The organism is Acidovorax sp. GW821-FHT10A04, from assembly GCF_059415825.1.
This window is the reverse complement of sequence record NZ_JBWKNZ010000007.1, coordinates 239,383-255,525: the sequence shown is the minus strand read 5'-3', so window position 1 is coordinate 255,525 and position 16,143 is coordinate 239,383. Positions and strand designations below refer to the sequence as shown.

13 protein-coding genes are annotated in these 16,143 nt (G+C 68.6%); 10 read left to right on the top strand and 3 right to left on the bottom strand.

What is annotated here, in order from left to right:
• Nucleotides 1-101 precede the first annotated feature (101 nt).
• Nucleotides 102-1,124 carry a helix-turn-helix domain-containing protein gene (locus tag AC07PF_RS16995; protein WP_494612638.1) on the bottom strand — a complete coding sequence of 341 codons (1,023 nt, stop codon included), beginning with the start codon at nt 1,122-1,124 and terminating at the stop codon, nt 102-104.
• Between the two features lie 83 nt (nt 1,125-1,207).
• Between AC07PF_RS16995 and AC07PF_RS16990 the strand changes: the two genes are divergently transcribed.
• Genes AC07PF_RS16990 through AC07PF_RS16980 form a run of 3 tightly spaced genes read left to right on the top strand, consistent with a single transcriptional unit; the run spans nt 1,208 to nt 4,618 of the window.
• Nucleotides 1,208-3,232 (top strand): TonB-dependent receptor domain-containing protein, encoded by a 2,025-nt coding sequence (locus AC07PF_RS16990; protein WP_494612637.1) that lies wholly within the window; start codon nt 1,208-1,210, stop codon nt 3,230-3,232.
• Nucleotides 3,219-4,028, top strand: a complete 810-nt coding sequence (locus tag AC07PF_RS16985) for an enterochelin esterase domain-containing protein (RefSeq protein WP_494612636.1) — start codon at nt 3,219-3,221, stop codon at nt 4,026-4,028. Before AC07PF_RS16990 ends, AC07PF_RS16985 begins: the two co-directional genes overlap by 14 nt.
• Entirely contained in the window at nt 3,965-4,618 is a 654-nt protein-coding gene (locus AC07PF_RS16980; protein WP_494612699.1) for an alpha/beta hydrolase, read from the top strand. Before AC07PF_RS16985 ends, AC07PF_RS16980 begins: the two co-directional genes overlap by 64 nt.
• Before the next feature lie 53 nt (nt 4,619-4,671).
• Here the strand turns inward: AC07PF_RS16980 and ahpF are convergent, their stop codons facing one another.
• Nucleotides 4,672-6,279 carry an alkyl hydroperoxide reductase subunit F gene (ahpF, locus tag AC07PF_RS16975; protein ID WP_494612635.1) on the bottom strand — a complete coding sequence of 536 codons (1,608 nt, stop codon included), beginning with the start codon at nt 6,277-6,279 and terminating at the stop codon, nt 4,672-4,674.
• Nucleotides 6,280-6,461: 182 nt separating this feature from the next.
• Complete coding sequence (gene ahpC / locus AC07PF_RS16970) at nt 6,462-7,037, bottom strand: alkyl hydroperoxide reductase subunit C (protein WP_007854684.1); 576 nt, start codon at nt 7,035-7,037, stop codon at nt 6,462-6,464.
• A 350-nt stretch (nt 7,038-7,387) separates the two neighbouring features.
• Here ahpC and AC07PF_RS16965 point away from each other — a divergent pair, with 350 nt between their 5' ends.
• The 7 genes from AC07PF_RS16965 to AC07PF_RS16935 all read left to right on the top strand — a co-directional run bounded on the left by AC07PF_RS16965 (nt 7,388) and on the right by AC07PF_RS16935 (nt 16,083).
• Nucleotides 7,388-8,197 carry an FTR1 family protein gene (locus AC07PF_RS16965; RefSeq protein WP_007854683.1) on the top strand — a complete coding sequence of 270 codons (810 nt, stop codon included), beginning with the start codon at nt 7,388-7,390 and terminating at the stop codon, nt 8,195-8,197.
• Between the two features lie 191 nt (nt 8,198-8,388).
• Nucleotides 8,389-8,865: a bacterioferritin gene (gene bfr / locus AC07PF_RS16960; protein WP_494609308.1), complete on the top strand. Its 477-nt coding sequence runs from the start codon at nt 8,389-8,391 to the stop codon at nt 8,863-8,865.
• Between the two features lie 436 nt (nt 8,866-9,301).
• The gene (locus AC07PF_RS16955) at nt 9,302-9,610 is read left to right on the top strand and encodes a DUF3649 domain-containing protein (RefSeq protein ID WP_494612634.1); all 309 of its coding nucleotides are present in this window, start codon (nt 9,302-9,304) and stop codon (nt 9,608-9,610) included.
• Nucleotides 9,607-11,304, top strand: a complete 1,698-nt coding sequence (locus tag AC07PF_RS16950) for a PepSY-associated TM helix domain-containing protein (RefSeq protein ID WP_007854680.1) — start codon at nt 9,607-9,609, stop codon at nt 11,302-11,304. The genes AC07PF_RS16955 and AC07PF_RS16950 overlap by 4 nt, the downstream gene beginning before the upstream one ends.
• 14 nt (nt 11,305-11,318) lie before the next feature.
• Nucleotides 11,319-11,651, top strand: coding sequence for a DUF3325 domain-containing protein (locus AC07PF_RS16945; protein ID WP_145696976.1), 333 nt, complete (start codon nt 11,319-11,321; stop codon nt 11,649-11,651).
• Between the two features lie 84 nt (nt 11,652-11,735).
• A complete protein-coding gene (locus tag AC07PF_RS16940; protein WP_494612633.1) occupies nt 11,736-13,889 on the top strand; it encodes a TonB-dependent receptor in 2,154 nt (717 codons plus the stop codon).
• 37 nt (nt 13,890-13,926) lie between these two features.
• Nucleotides 13,927-16,083, top strand: coding sequence for a TonB-dependent siderophore receptor (locus AC07PF_RS16935; RefSeq protein WP_494612632.1), 2,157 nt, complete (start codon nt 13,927-13,929; stop codon nt 16,081-16,083).
• Nucleotides 16,084-16,143: the final 60 nt, after the last annotated feature.

Sequence of the window (16,143 nt, the reverse complement as noted above, 5' to 3'; positions counted from 1 at the left end):
ACGCCGGAAGCCCCTTCGGAGACGGGCTGGCTGTGGCTGGCTATCGGGTGATTATATGAGAATAATTATCAATACACATTGACCTGTCTCCAACTGTGTCTTCACAAGCGCTGGCGCGCCTGCCGTGGCGTGATGCCGAAGCAGCGGCGAAATGCCGTCGCGAAGTTGGTCGCGCTGGCATAGCCGGCCAGTGCTGCGGCGCCGGCCACGTCGGCCTCACCGCGCTCCAGCGCCTGGCGCGCGCGCAGCAGCCGGCGCTGGCGCAGGTAGTCCACCACCGAGGTGCCGCCCACCTTGGGGAAATGCCGCTGCAGGTGCGATGCGCTCATGCCCGCAAGGCGCGCGATGGCGGCCAGGGGCATGGCGTCGGCGCCGCCGCTGTCCAGGAAGTCGCGCAGCTCGCGCAGGCGGCGGTGGCTGCGCGCGTCGAGCGCGTCCTGGGCATCCAGGGCCTTCAGTTCGCCAGCGGTCGCGCCCGGCTGGCGCGCGATCACGTCCAGCGCTTCGACCACGATGTCCAGGCAGCGGCTCTCCAGCCACAGGCGGCGCAGGCCGGGCGCCATCTCGGGCGGGCGGCCGATCTGGTCGGCCAGGGCCATGGCGCGCGCCGAGGGCCGCCATGGCGCCACGGCCAGGTGCTGGCGGCAGAAGGCGCGCACGGCGCCATTGGCCACGCCGTTGGCCTCCAGCCATTCAGGCATCAGCGTGAGCGAGACCTTGCGCTCGGCACGGCCGCTCTGCCAATGGCGTGTGAAGCGGTCGGGTTCGGCCAGTGCCACCAGGGCGGCGGCGGTGCGCCCGGCCCCCGGGCCGAGCACGAAGCTGCGCCGCCCGTACGACAGCTCGGAACTGCCCTGCACCAGCATGCACAGCTTGAGTCCGGGGTACAGCAGGTTGGAGGTGCGCAGCGTGCACAGGTCCTGCAGCTCGGTGCGGTAGAGCACCAGGCCGGGTCGCAGCTCCAGGGTCTCCATGCTGCCGCGCAGCACCTCGCGCGGTGCCGTCTGCATGCCGCTGACCTGGTAGTCACCGCCCAGCAGGTGCAGGTTGCGCGTGAGCTCGGGCAGCCCGAGGACGGGCATTTCTGGGTACAGCGCAAAGCTTTCTGGGGGAATGTCCAACATGGCAGAGGCCCGTGGGGGCGGAAGCGTGAAATGATAAACAGGTTTCATTCTCATTTAGAACATACAACAGATCCGAGGACTGCATGCATTTCCGTACCAACACCCTCCCCCTGGCACTGACCGCGCTGTGCGCCGCCCTCGCCGCAGCCGGGGTCCATGCGCAGGCGGTCGCCGACGCCCCTGCCACCCCGGCCCTCTCCACCGTCGTGGTCACCGCCTCGGGCAACGAGCAGGAGCTGCGCGAGGCACCGGCCAGCATCTCCGTGATCACCCGCGAGGAGATCGAGCGCCGCCCCGTGCAGGAACTGGCCGAACTGCTGGGCACGGTGGAGGGCGTGACGCTCAGCCGCAGCGGCAACCTGGTGCCCGGCGTGCAGCTGCGCGGCCTGGGCTCGGCCTACACGCTGATGCTGATCGACGGCAAGCGCGTGAACGCCACCTCGGCCATGTTCCGCGGCAACGACTACGACACGGGCTGGGTGGCCAGCGACGAGATCGAGCGCATCGAGATCGTGCGCGGGCCCATGTCCTCGCTCTATGGCTCGGACGCCATCGGCGGCGTGGTCAACATCATCACGCGCCCGGTGGGCAAGCAGTGGCGCGGCTCGGCCCGTGTGGAGACCGTGCTGCAGCAGGACAAGCAGGCTGGCGACAGCCGCCTGGCGGGCTTCTCGCTGGCCGGCCCCATCGCCACCGACCTGCTGGGCCTGAAGCTCACGGGCGCCTACGACCAGCGCGATGCCGACGGCGCGATCAACTCCCTGCCGGCCTCGGGCACACGCCAGACCGGGCTGCAGCACATCCGCAACCGCCTGTTCGGCGCGCAGCTGGCTCTCACGCCCGATACCCGCCAGAGCATCACCGCCGACGTGGACACCAGCCGGCGCGACCACGCGGGCTTCCTCATGGAGCGCGATGCGGTGGCGCTGCGCCACAGGGGCCAATGGGGCTTCGGCAACACCGAGCTGACCTATGCCGCCGACGAGATCCGCAACCTCACCGGCATGGTCACGGGCCAGGTCAACCCCAACAAGGCCAGCACCAGCAACCTGAACGGCAAGCTCAACCTGCCCGTGGCCTGGGGCAACCAGTTCGTCACGGCAGGCTTCGAAGTGCGCCATGAAAAGCTCAACGACCCGGCCAACCTGCGCGGCCTGCCGGGCACGGCGGGCTTCAATGCCAGCCCCGAGACCTCGATCGGCCAGTGGGCGCTGTTCGTGGAGGACGAGATCCGCATCAGCGACAAGCTCGCCATCACCCTGGGCAACCGCTTCGACCACCACGAGAACTTCGGCGGCCACAACAGCCCGCGCGCCTACGCGGTCTACCACCTGAGCGATGCCCTCACCGTCAAGGGCGGCGTGTCGCGCGCCTTCCGCGCGCCCACGCTGCTGCAGGGCAGCCCCAACTGGGGATCGGTGTCCTGCGGCAGCGCCACGGTGGGCTGCTACATCGTGGGCAGCAACGCCATAAAGCCCGAGACCGGTACCAGCCAGGAGCTGGGCCTGCAGTTCGCCCAGGGCATCCACAGCGGCGGCCTCACGTTCTTCAACACCGACCTGAAGAACATGATCGACATCACCAACCGCACGGCCGACCGCGCGCTGGCGCCGAGCTACGACAACTTCGTCGGCTACCTGCCCGATGGCCGCCCAATCTTCCGCTACCAGAACATCGCCAGCGTGCGCTCGCGCGGGCTGGAAGCGAGCTGGGCGGCCCGCCCCTCGGCCGCCTGGAACCTGCGCGCCAACTACACCTACACCGACGCCAAGAACACCAGCGGCGCCATCGCCCTGCCGCTGACCTACCGGCCGCGCCACGTCGTCAACCTGGGTGCCGACTGGCGCGCCACCGGGCAACTCACCGTGAGCGGCAGCCTGCGCTACCACAGCGCCCAGTACATCAGCGTACCCTCCAATGGCCAGAACAAGGTGCAGAAGGCCGGCTACGCCATCGCCGACCTCACTGCGGGCTGGCGCATCACCGACGCACTCACGCTGCGCGGCGGCATCCTGAACCTGACGAACAAGACCTTCGACCGCACGACCTCGGCCGACTTCAACGAAGACGGCCGCCGCTACTACCTGGCCCTGCATGCGAAGTTCTGACCGGCGCCCCGTTGCCCGCACCACCGCCCTGCTGCTGGCCGCCCTGCTGGCCTGCGCGCCCGGGCTGGCACCCGCCCAGTCCGCAACGCCCGCGGTTGCCGAACCACGGGCGGCAGCCCTCGAAAGCCCGCGCCTCGTGCGCCTGCACGCGGCCCTGGCCGCAGGCGAAGGCACCGAGGCCTTCTGGCGCGAGGCAGCCGCCCACGGTGGTCCGCTGGTCGAGCCCGGCGCCCACGCCAGCGAGGCGCTGCTGACCTTCCTGTGGCGCGGCACGCCGGCCACGCGCACGGTCAAGGTCTCCTGGGCCATGCGCTCGGAGAACGGGTTTGCGCTCACGCAGCTCGGGCAGAGCGATGTGTGGTACCTGAGCCTGCGCGTGCCCCGGGGCCTGCGCGCCTCCTACCAGTTGGTGCCCGATGCCGAGGTGCCACCCGGCGCGGACCGCATGGCGCGCGCAAGGGCCGAGGACGCCGTGGCACGGCCCGACCCGCTCAACCAGGCGGCACGCTGGCCCCTGCGGCCCAGCCGCACGCCCGCCAGCGCTGAGCCCATGGCCCCGCGCCCGGTGCTGCGCCTGCCAGGTGCCCTGGCAGAGCCCTGGCGCGATGGCGCAAGCGCCCCACGCGGCACACTGGAGCACCTGCGCCTGGCCAGCACCCGCCTGGCCAACGAGCGCGATGTGAGCCTGTACCTGCCGGCCCCCCCGCCACGGGCCAGCCGCTGCCCTTGCTGGTGCTGTTCGACCGCGATGCCTACCTGGACCGCGCCGATGTGCCCGCCCTGCTCGACGCACTGATCGCCCAGCGCCGCATCCCGCCGCTGGCCGCGGTGTTCGTGGGCCACCCGGCTCCGGCCCTGCGCGGCACCGAGCTGCCGGCCAACCCGGGGTTCGCCGACTTCCTCGCGCACGAGCTCATGCCCTGGCTGCGCGCGCGCCAGCCCGGCATCTCGCACGGCGCGCGCGACGTGGTCGTGGCCGGCTCCAGCTACGGCGGCCTGGCCGCGGCGTTTGCGGGCTACCGCCACCCGGGCGTGTTCGGCAATGTGCTCGCGCTGTCGGGTTCGTTCTGGTGGGGGCCGCGCAATGTGCCGCGCGCGCCCGACTTCGAACGCTTCGGCGAGGGCGAATGGCTCACGCGCGAGTTCGCCGCCAGCGCACGCCTGCCGCTGCGCTTCTTCATCACGGCCGGGCTCATGGAGATCACGCTCACCGGCGATGGCGGCGGCATCCTCGATACCAGCCGCCACCTGCGCACCGTGCTGCAGGCCAAGGGCTACCCGGTGCACTACCAGGAGTTCGCGGGCGGGCACGACTACTACGCCTGGCGCGGCGAGCTGGCACAGGGCCTGGTGCACCTACTGGGCGAGCGCATGGCAGCCCCCTGAAAACACCAAGGGAGCCCGAAGGCTCCCTTGCTTTCACCGCTGGGCGTGCAGGTTCATGCCGCCACGGCTTCCGGCACGGCTTCGGCCGTGGCCTTGGCCAGCACCGGCATGCGGATCAGGTGGTCGAAGGCGCTGAGGGCAGCCTTGGAACCATCGCCTGCGGCGATCACGATCTGCTTGAACGGCACCGTGGTGCAGTCGCCGGCAGCGAACACGCCGGGCAGGTTGGTGCGGCCATGCGAGTCGACGATGACCTCGCCGAACTTGGACAGCTCCACCGTGCCCTTGAGCCATTCGGTGTTGGGCACCAGGCCGATCTGCACGAACACGCCTTCGAGCGCCACCAGGTGCTCCTCGCCCGTCGCGCGGTCCTTGTACTTGAGGCCGTTGACCTTGCCGTCGGAACCGGTGATCTCGGTGGTCTGCGCATTGGTGTGGATGCTCACATTGGGCAGGCTCTTGAGCTTGTTGACCAGCACAGCGTCGGCCTTGAGCTGGTCGGCGAACTCGACCAGCGTGACATGGGCCACCAGGCCGGCCAGGTCGATCGCGGCCTCGACACCCGAGTTGCCGCCGCCGATCACCGCCGTGCGCTTGCCCTTGAACAGCGGGCCGTCGCAGTGCGGGCAGTAGGCCACGCCCTTGTTCTTGTACTCGGCTTCGCCGGGCACGTTGACGTTGCGCCAGCGCGCGCCGGTGGACAGGATCACCGTCTTGGATTGCAAGGTGGCGCCGTTGGCCAGTTGCACGCCGATCAGGCCGCCGGGTTCGCTGGCCGGGATCAGCTTGTCCGCGCGCTGCAGGTTCATGATGTCCACGTCGTAGGCGCGGGTGTGGGCTTCCAGGGCCGCCGCGAACTTGGGACCGTCGGTCTCCAGCACCGAGATGTAGTTCTCGATCGCCAGCGTGTCGTTGACCTGGCCACCGAAGCGCTCGGCCGCCACACCGGTGCGGATGCCCTTGCGGGCGGCATACACCGCGGCTGCGGCACCGGCAGGGCCACCACCGACGATGAGCACGTCGTACGGTGCCTTGGCCGACAGCTTGGCCGCGTCACGGGCGGCGGCGCCGGTATCGAGCTTGGCCACGATCTCTTCGACCGACATGCGGCCCGAGGCGAACACCTTGCCGTTCATGAACACCATGGGCACGGCCATGATCTCGCGGTCGGCCACTTCCTTCTGGAAAGCGCCGCCTTCGACCACGGTGGTCTTGATCTTGGGGTTGACGATGGACATGAGCGACAGCGCCTGCACCACGTCCGGGCAGTTGTGGCAGGTCAGGCTCATGTAGACGTCGAACTCGAAGTCGCCGTCGAGCGCAGCGATCTGCTCGATCACCTCGGGCTCGACCTTGGGTGGGTGGCCGCCGGTCCACAACAGCGCCAGCACCAGCGAGGTGAACTCATGGCCCAGGGGCAGGCCGGCAAAGCGCAGCGAATTCGTGCTGCCCACGCGCTGCAGGCTGAACGAGGGCCTGCGTGCGTCCTGGCCATCGGTGCGCAGGCTGATCTTGTCGCCGCGCAGGGACTGGATGGTGGTCAGCAGCTCCAGCATCTCGCGGGAGGTCTGGCTGTCGTCCAGGGAAGCCACCAGTTCGAACGGCTGCGTCACGCGCTCCAGGTAGGCGGCAAGCTGGGTCTTGAGTTGGTCGTCGAGCATGGTGGTGTCCTTTCGAGTTCTGGCTTGTAGGGTGGGGGCCAAGGCCGCTTGTGGCAAGCCCGGGTCCGCAACAGAGCGTAAAAAATGGGCGAAAAAAAGCCGGACGGCATGGCGCACGCGCGCCATGACGCTGTCCGGCTGGGGAGCGCCCCAAGGGGCGCTCTGCCGATGCAATCAGCCGATCAGATCTTGCCGACCAGGTCCAGCGAAGGAGCCAGGGTCTTGGCGCCGTCGTTCCACTTGGCGGGGCAGACTTCGCCGGGGTGGGCGGCGGTGTACTGGGCAGCCTTGAGCTTGCGCACGGTTTCCTTGACGTCGCGGGCGATTTCGTTGGAGTGCACTTCGGCGGTCTTGATGATGCCGTCGGGGTTGATCACGAAAGTGCCGCGCAGTGCCAGGCCTTCTTCAGGGATGTGCACGCCGAAGGCGTTGGTCAGCTGGTGCGTTGGGTCGCCGACCAGGGGGAACTTGGCCTTGCCCACGGCGGGCGAGGTTTCGTGCCAGACCTTGTGCGAGAAGTGCGTGTCGGTCGTGACGATGTAGACCTCGGTGCCGGCCTTCTGGAACTCGGGGTAGTTGTCGGCAGCGTCTTCGATTTCGGTGGGGCAGTTGAAGGTGAACGCTGCAGGCATGAAGATCAGCACGGACCACTTGCCCTTGAGATCGGCTTCGGTCAGGTCGATGAACTCGCCCTTGCCATTGCGGTTGACGAAAGCGGTGGTCTTGAAGGGTTGAACTTGCGTGTTGATCAGGGACATTGCTGTTTCCTTAAGGGTGGGTTGAACTGACTACGGAATGAAGTTTAGGCCCAGTAAGGCCATCAATCCAATTAATTGATTTGATTGAATCAATTGTCTATGACTATATCAAGACAATGCACCGCCGCGGACCTGGCCGCAAGGCGGCCACAAGCGCGGCCCTTGTGCCATGTCAAACACTCCAAATAAGATTGATTCTCGTTAAGCGCATAATCCGCGGGCCGCAGGCGCTGCCAGTGCCCCGCGGCACCGCCTTGGCCGCTGCTGCCAATTCCCTCCGAACCGGTCACAAGAGCCAGGTTTCGCCCTTGGGCGGACCGGCTCACCATCCATAGCAAAGACCTGCCTCCATGTTCCAGACCCTGCTCATCTGTTTCCGCGAAGGGCTCGAAGCCCTTCTGGTCGTGGCCATCGCCACCTTGTACCTGCGCAAGACCGGGCGCCTGCACCTCCTGACGCCGCTGCGCGCGGGCGTGGTGGTGGCCCTGCTGCTGTCGCTGGGCCTGGGCTGGCTGCTGTCGCGCGTGGGCGCCCTCTCCCCCGTGGCCGAAGGCGTGATGGCCCTGGTGGCCGCCGCCGCCGTGGCCTGGTGCGTGGTGCACATGCGCAGCGCCGGCAAGGGCATGGGGCAGGAGATCGCGGCCCGCATCGATCGCGCCAGCGTGCTCGAAGGCCCACAGGCCTGGCTGGCCGTGTTCCTGTTCGCCCTGTTCATGGTGGGCCGCGAAGGGGTGGAAACCGCCACCATGCTGGCCTCGCTGGCCGGCAGCGCCGAGCTGGGCTACATGGTCTGGGGCGGCCTTGCCGGCCTGGCCCTGGCGGCCGCCATCGCCTGGGCCTGGACGCGCTATGGCCGCGCGGTGAACCTGGGCCGCTTCTTTCGCGTGACCTCGTGGTTCATGGCCGTGTTCGCCGTGCAGCTCGTGGTCTATGCGCTGCACGAGTTCACCGAAGGCAACCTCATCCCCGGCATCGACAATGCCTGGTGGCATGCCAACACCGAGGACCTGGCCGAAGGCACGATTGCACAGATGATCTCGCTGGCCCTGGTGCTGGTGCCCACCGTGTGGCTGGGCGCGGCGCATTGGCGCGACCGCCAGCAGGCCGCAGGCGCAACCACCACCGCCGCGCCCTCCCCGCAGAACGCACGGGCGCAATAACCCCGTCCCCCGCCTTCCGGGATCACGGCCCGCTGCGTGCCAACGCAGCGGGCCGTGCCGCTTGCGGGCACCAAACACGAACACAACTCAGCATCACACGCAGCCAATGCGCCACAAAGGGGTCTTGCCTTGCGCCCGCATTGCGGCCTCACGACAATCGGGAGCGAAACAACATAACAAGGAGTCTCCCCATGCAAGGCGACGCACAGGTCATCGGCCATCTGCAGGCCCAGCTCAAGAACGAACTCACGGCCATCAACCAGTACTTCCTGCACTACCGCATGCTCAAGCACTGGGGCTTCGACAAGCTGGCCAAGAAGGAGTACGAGGAGTCCATCGGCGAGATGAAGCACGCTGACGTGCTCATGGACCGCATCTTCATGCTCGACGGCCTGCCCAACCTGCAGGACCTGGCCAAGCTGCAGGTCGGCGAAGACGTGCCAGAGATCCTCAGCTGCGACCTGGGCTCCGAAAAAGGCGCCCAGGCCACCATCAAGGAAGGCATCGCCCACTGCGAGACGGTGCGCGACTACGTCTCGCGCGACATCCTGCAAAAGATCCTCGACGACACCGAAGAGCACATCGACTTCCTGGAAACCCAGATCGAGCTGATCGCCAAGATCGGCCTGCAGAACTACCTGCAGTCGCAGATGAGCGAAGAGGACTGAGCCAGCGCTCCCATTCACGAGTCGCCCCACGAAGCCAGCGAGCAGGCTCGACAACAAGAAGACCGGAAACTGACAGCGGCAGCACAGAACGACAACCACCCCCACGTTTTTCCAAACGGGCCATCGGCCCGTTTTTTTATGCCTGCACGGTACAGACCGTTGCATTTGCACATCAAGCGTTCACATTTACAAATGCGAATGCTTCTCATAAATTACACTTTCGACCCGAAGGCCTTTTGACCCGCTGCGGGCGCCCTGCGCGCTGCCACGCATGTCCACTGGCCCCAGAGCCGTCAGCCAGCCAGACGGGGCCCCGCGCCCCGCAGCCAGCATCCCGTGGTGGCCTGCCCCGCGCTTCTTGCAGCAGCGCCAGGCCGAGTCCACCGACCGCGTCGCCACGACGCGTCTCCCCGCCCATTCCAACGCCTGATCGCCCATGAAAGCGACCCGCCCCGCCTGGCGCTACCGCCTGGCCATCACCTCGCGCGCCCTGGCCGCCACCGCCGGCGGCTATGCGCTGGCCGCCGCCTTCACGGCCGCGCTGTCCCTCGCCCTGGCCCTGGCCATGCCGCGCGTCGAAGCGGTGCTCACCGCCACCATGCTGCCCTGGCTGGTCTACGCGGGCGCCGCAGGCTGGGCTTTCTACGCGCGCACGGCCTGGGGCGCCTGGGGCGGCACCCTGCTGCCCGCGCTGCTGCTGGGCGCCGGCGCCATGGCGCCGCGCTGGCTGGAGAAACTGCAATGACCGATACCACCCCTGCCTCCCCCGCACCGCGAACAGCGCGCGAACAGGCGCGCGAAGGCTTTCGCCAGGCCATGTCCTGGCTGCACACCTGGGCCGGCCTCGTCCTGGGCTGGCTGCTGTTCGCGATCTTCCTCACGGGCACGCTGTCGTTCTTCAAGACCGAGATCAACCTGTGGATGCGGCCCGAGCTGCATGGCATGCCGCAGCCCACGCGCGATGTGGCAGAGCGTGCCGTGGCGGCGATGAACAGGAAGGTGCCCGACGTCACCCAGTGGATCATGCGCATGCCCGATGAGCGCCAGAACGCCATCACGCTGCTGTGGCGCGACACGGGCAACGGCCGCTTCGAGACCCTGCTCATGAACCCGCAGACCGGCGAGACCGTGGACGCGCGCAAGACCATGGGCGGCGAGTTCTTCTACCGCTTCCACTTCGAGCTGCGCACCGCGCAGAAGGGCCGCTGGGCCATCGAGGGCCGCTGGGTGGTGGGCGTGGCCACCATGCTGATGTTCATCGCCCTGCTCACGGGCGTGGTCACGCACCGGCGCATCTTCAAGGACTTCTTCACCTTCCGCCCGGCCAAGGGCGGGCAGCGCGCCTGGCTCGACGCACACAACGTCACCGGCGTGCTGGTGCTGCCCTTCTACCTGATGATCACCTTCAGCGGGCTGATGATCTTCCACACCCTGTACATGCCTTCAGGCATCGCCGTGGCCTACCAGGGCCCCAAGGGCGTGGACTCGCAGACCTACTTCGCCGACCTGCAGGGTGAGAAGCCCGAGCGCCGTGTGCGCCGCAACCCCGGCGACAAGGTCGAGCCCCTGCCCGCGCTGGCGCTCGGCCCCATCCTGGAGACCGCGCGCACACGCTGGGAGGGCGGGCGCATCGGTGGCATCCAGGCACGGCGCGACGCGCAGGGCACACCAGTGGTGGAGGTCACGCGCCACGAGGGCGACCGCCTGCAGTACCGGCCCGAGCGGATGCTGTTCCACGGCACCACCGGCGCCGTGCTGGAGCAGACCGACGCCACCTCGCCCGCCGCCGTGACCTACGGCGTGCTCTACGGCCTGCACCTGGGCCGCTTTGCCGGCCCGGGCATGCGCTGGGTGCTGGTGGGCTTCGGCCTCTTGGGCAGCCTGATGATCGCCACCGGCATGGTGCTGTGGTCCATCAAGCGCAGCGCCCAGGGCCAGCGCAAGGGCGCTGCGGCCAGCGATGCCCCCGCGCGCCTGCCCTTTGGCCAGCGCCTGGTGGCCAGCCTGAACATCGCTTCGCTGGCCGGCCTGCCGCTGGCCTGCGCCGTGTACATGGCATCCAACCGGCTCATTCCGCTCGATTCGCCCGAGCGGCCCGACACCGAACTCTCGTACTTCTTCGGCGCCTGGGGCGTGGCCCTGCTCTGGGGCGTGCTGTTCCCCAACCGCCGCGGCTGGTCGGTGGTGCTGGCCCTGGCCGGCGCCGCCTGGGCAGCGCTGCCGCTGCTCAATGCGCTGACCACGGCCCCGCACCTGGGCGTCAGCCTGCCCGCAGGCGACTGGCTCTGGGCGGGCATGGACCTCACGTTCCTGGCCACCGGCGTGCTGCTGGGGTGGCTGGCCTGGCGCCTGCGCCCCGGCCGGCCCTTGCCGGGCAAGGCCACGCGCAGGCCCGCAGCCATGGCCGCGCCCGATGCCCGGCCAGCCGCCCAGGCCTGAAGGAGCCATTCGCCATGTCCGCCTTTTTCCTCTGCTTTGCCGCCTGGTCCGCGATCGCCCTGGGCATGGACCGCCACCACGAAGATGCCCTGTGCCGTGAAGCGGCTGCCCCGCGCCTGGCCCAGTGGCGCCGCGCGGGCTGGCTGCTGCTGGCCCTGTCGCTGTGGCTGGCCGCACAGCCCCCTGCGGGCGTGCCGGCATCGCTCGGGGTGACGGCTTGGACCATCGCCCTGTCGGTCGCGGCCGTGGCCGTGACGGCCGTGATGACCTGGCAGCCGCGCCGCGCGCCCCGCCTGGCAGGCGTGGCGCTGGCCGCTGGCCTTGCGGCCTGGGCCGCAGGGTGGTGATGGATGGCCAGCCCCTGCGCTCCACACCAACCTCCTGCCGGCTTCGCATCTTTCCTCATTGCCGTTTCCCATTCAAGGTCTCCCATGCTTCTGCATCCCCTGCTCTCCGCCGCACGCACCCCCTTGACCGCAGCCCTGATCGCCGCTTTCGGCGCTCCCGTGCTGGCCCAGCCCGCCCCCATGCCCCGGACCCTGGGCGAGGTCACCATCCAGTCGGGCGCTGCAGACGACGCGTACTCACCCGCGGCCAGCAGCACGGCCACCAAGGGCAGTGCTCCGCTGCGCGATGTGCCCCAGGCGGTCAACGTGGTGCCTGGCCAGTTGCTGCGCGACCAGGGCGCGCGCTCCATGGAGGATGCGCTGCGCAACGTGCCCGGAGTGGCCATGAGCCATGGCGACGGCCAGCGCGACCAGGTGGTGATCCGCGGCTTCACCGCCATCGCCGATCAGTTTGTGGATGGTGTGCGCGACGACGCGCTGTATTTCCGGGATCTGGCCGACATCGAGCGCATCGAAGTGCTCAAGGGTCCCGCAGCCGTGCTGTATGGCCGTGGCTCGTCCGGCGGCCTGATCAACCGCGTGACCAAGAAGCCGGTGTTCGGCTCGACGCATGGTGAGGCCACGCTGGGCCTGGGCAGCCACGACTATCGCCGTGCCACGGCCGATGTGAACGTGGGCATCAGCGATGCCGCCGCATTCCGGCTCAATGTGGCGGGCGAGGATTCGGGCAGCTACCGCGACCAGCAGTTCGTCAAGCGCCACAACTTCGCGCCCTCGCTGGCGCTCAAGCTCGCCCCCGAGACCCAGTTGCTGCTGCAATACACCGACGCACGTGACCAGCGCCTCACGGACTTCGGCATCCCGGCCCTCAACGGCCGCCCCGTCAACGTGCCGGCCAGCACCTACTACGGCTCGGGCACGGCAGTGCAGGACGACACCAGCACCAGCAACGCGCAGGCGTTCACCGCCACGCTCAACCACCGTGTCAATGACGACTGGTCGGTGCGCAATGTCACGCGCCTGTACGACTACACGCTGGACCGCTACAACACCTTGCCCGGCGGTACCACCGACCCCGTGACCATGACCGTCGGCCGCACCCGCAGCCTGGTCTTTCGCGACGAGAGCGGCGTATTCAACCAGACCGACCTGACCTGGCGCAACAGCCTGGGCGGCCTGCGCCAGGAATGGCTGATGGGCATGGAACTGGGCCGCCAGAAGAAGCGCGCCGAGTCCATCTCGGCCGGCGTGGTGGACCGCGTGAACATCCTGAACCCCGGCAACGTGCCCACGCCGGCTGTTCCCGCCAGTGCCTACGCGGCCACCGGCGCCATCCCGAGCCACACCGAGCAGAGCACCGCCGCGCTGTACCTGCAGGACCAGATCACGCTGGCACCACAGTGGAAGGCCCTGGTGGGCGCACGCTACGACGTGTTCAAGCAGGAGACGCGCTTCGACCGCACCCTGGCCAGCCTGGCGCGCACCGACAAGAAGTTCAGCCCGCGCGCCGGCATCGTCTGGCAGCCCAGCGAGCAGGTGTCGTACTACCTGTCGTACAGCAAGTCGTTCCAGCCCTCGGGCGAGACCTTTGCGCTGGCCGCCAACAACACCGCCAACGACCCTGAGATCACGCAGAACAAGGAAATCGGCGTCAAGCTCGACCTGCTGGACGGCCGCCTCAACTTCACCGGTGCGCTGTTCAACCTCACACGCACCAACATCAAGAACACCGACCCGTCCAACCCCGCGCGCCAGATCAACGTGGGCACGCAGCGCACCAACGGGTTGGAGATCACCGGCAGCGGCCGGCTGTCCGGCTGGGACGTCAGCGCAGGCTATGCCTTCCTCAATGGCCGCATGACCCGGTCCCTGGCCACGGCCGCGAGCAGCCAGCTGCCCACGGTGAACGTGCCCTCGCAAGGCAAGGTGGCCGCGCTCACCCCGCGCAACTCGGCCTTCCTCTGGGCCATGAAGGACATGGGCCACGGCCTGCGCCTGGGCGGCGGCGTGAGCCATGTGGGCGAACGCTACACCTCGCTCACCAACCTGGTCACCTTGCCCGCCTACACCACGCTGGACGCAGCGCTGCAGTACACGCTGGGCCAATGGGGTCTGGACGTGAACGTGAAGAACCTCACCAACCGCAAGTACTACGTGTCGTCCCACGGCAGCAACGACAACCTGATCCTGCCGGGCTCGCCCCGTGCACTGCAGCTCACGCTGCGTACCCGCTTCTGATCGCACCCCAACCCGCCCGACCCTCTCCCTTCGAGCCATGATGCACACCGAATCCCCCACCCGCAGCCGCACCGCGGCCCCGCGTTTTCCCCTGACCACCCTGGCCCTGCTGGCTGGCTGCAGCTGCCTGGTGGCCACAACGGCCGCCCACGCACAGGACGCCGCCCTGCCTGAAGTGAAGGTGACCAACAGCGCCGACACCCCGGCCACCGAAGGCACGGGCCAGTACACGGCGCGCCAGGTCAGCGTGGGCAAGATGGACCAGGCACCGCGCGAGATCCCGCAGTCCATCAGCGTCATCACGCGCCAGCAGCTCGACGACCGCAACGTCACCAAGGTGGAGGACGCCATCAAGTTCAGCACCGGCATCACCGTGACCCGCCTTGACGGCGCGGGCAACTACAACACCTTCCAGTCGCGTGGCTTCGACCTGGGGGCCCTGCAGCTCGATGGCGTGCCCATTCCCCAGGGCAACTACAGCACGCTGGACACGGCCATGTACGACCGCATCGAGGTGCTGCGCGGCCCCGCCGGCCTGCTGCAGGGCGGCAGCGAGCCGGGCGGCACGGTGAACCTGGTGCGCAAGCGCGCACCGGGCAAGCTGATGCTCAACGCCGATGCCGCCGTGGGCTCCTTCCGCCTGCGCCGCGGCACGGTGGACGTGGGCGGCGCGCTCAACGCCAGCGGCACGGTGCGTGCCCGCGCCGTGGCCGTGGCCGAAGACCGCGACAGCCATGTCGCCACCCTGTTCAACAACAAGCGCCTGGGCTACGGCACGCTGGAATGGGACATCGCCCCGTCCACCACGCTGTCCATCGGCGGGGCGCGGCAGCGCGTGCGCGCCTCCATCGACCAGGGCCTGCCCACCTATGCCGATGGCCGCCTGGCCAGCCTGCCGCGCAGTTCCTTCTCGGGCCTGGCCTCCAACCGCCAGGACCTGGAGACCACCGACCTCTTCGCCGAGCTGGAGCACCGCCTGTCGGGCGGCGGCACGGTGCGCCTGTCGGCCCGCGACGTCGACCGAACCGCCTTCTACAGCGCCGCCCGCGCCAACAGCGCGCTCAGTCCCAATGGCAACTTCACCATGGAAATGGTGGACGGCCTGACCCATGTGAAGACACGCAACTACGACCTGTTCGCCAGCCTGCCGGTGGACGTGGCCGGCCGCACACACCGCCTGCTGGTGGGTGCCAGCCGCAGCGAGAACAAGAGCTACGACAACAACTTCGTCTACGGCACGCCGGTCCAGGCCAACCTGCTCACGCCCAACTACGGCGCCCCCTACCCGGCGCTCGTGCTGCCGGGCTACTCCGCCATCACCACGCGCACCGAAAACGCGCTGTATGGCCAGGCCCAGATCAGCCTGGCCAGCCAGGTCAAGCTCCTGGCCGGCGGCCGCCTGAGCTGGGCCGACGCGGTCACGCGCAGCACCAGCAACGGCGCCGCCACCAGCGTCGCCGATCCGGGCCGCCAGTTCGTGCCCTCGTTGGCAGTGCTCTACGACTTCCACCCGCAGTACACGGCCTATGCCGGCTACTCCGAGACCTTTGTCGTGCAAAGCCAGCTCGACATCAACAAGCAGCTGCTCGATCCCCGCACCGGCAAGCAGGTGGAAGTGGGCCTGAAGGGCGAGTTCCTCGACAAGCGCCTGCAGGCGCATGCCGCCATCTTCCGCATCATCGATGAGGACCGCGCCATCGCCGACTCCCGGTTGGCCGGAGCCTTCTTCGCCGGCGGCAAGGTGCGTTCGCAAGGGTTCGAAGCCGAGGTCAGCGGCCAGGTGCAGCCCGGCTGGGACGTGCTGGCCGGCTATGCCTACAACGACACGCTCTACCTGCGCGCACCCGTGGCCCAGCAGGGCCAGGTGTTCAGCCCGGTCACGCCGCGCCACAGCGTGAACGTCTTCACGCGCTATGCCTTCACCTCGCCCGCGCTGCGCGGCTTCAGCGTCGGCGGCGGCCTCTCCTACCGCAGCGACTTCTTTGCCCAGAGCGGCGCGCTGCGCATCACCTCGGGCGACTACGTGCTGGCCAGCGCCCAGGTGGGCTACCAGATCAACGACCAGCTGGCGCTGAACCTCTCGGTGGACAACCTGTTCGACAAGACCTACTACGAGAAGGTCTCGGGCATCGCGCGCCAGAACTTCTACGGCGAGCCACGCCGCGTGACGCTGGCGCTCAAGGCGCGCTACTGAGCGCCTGGCAGTCCCCAGGTCCTTGCATGGCCCGGTTCGCCCAAGGCGCACCGGGCCTTT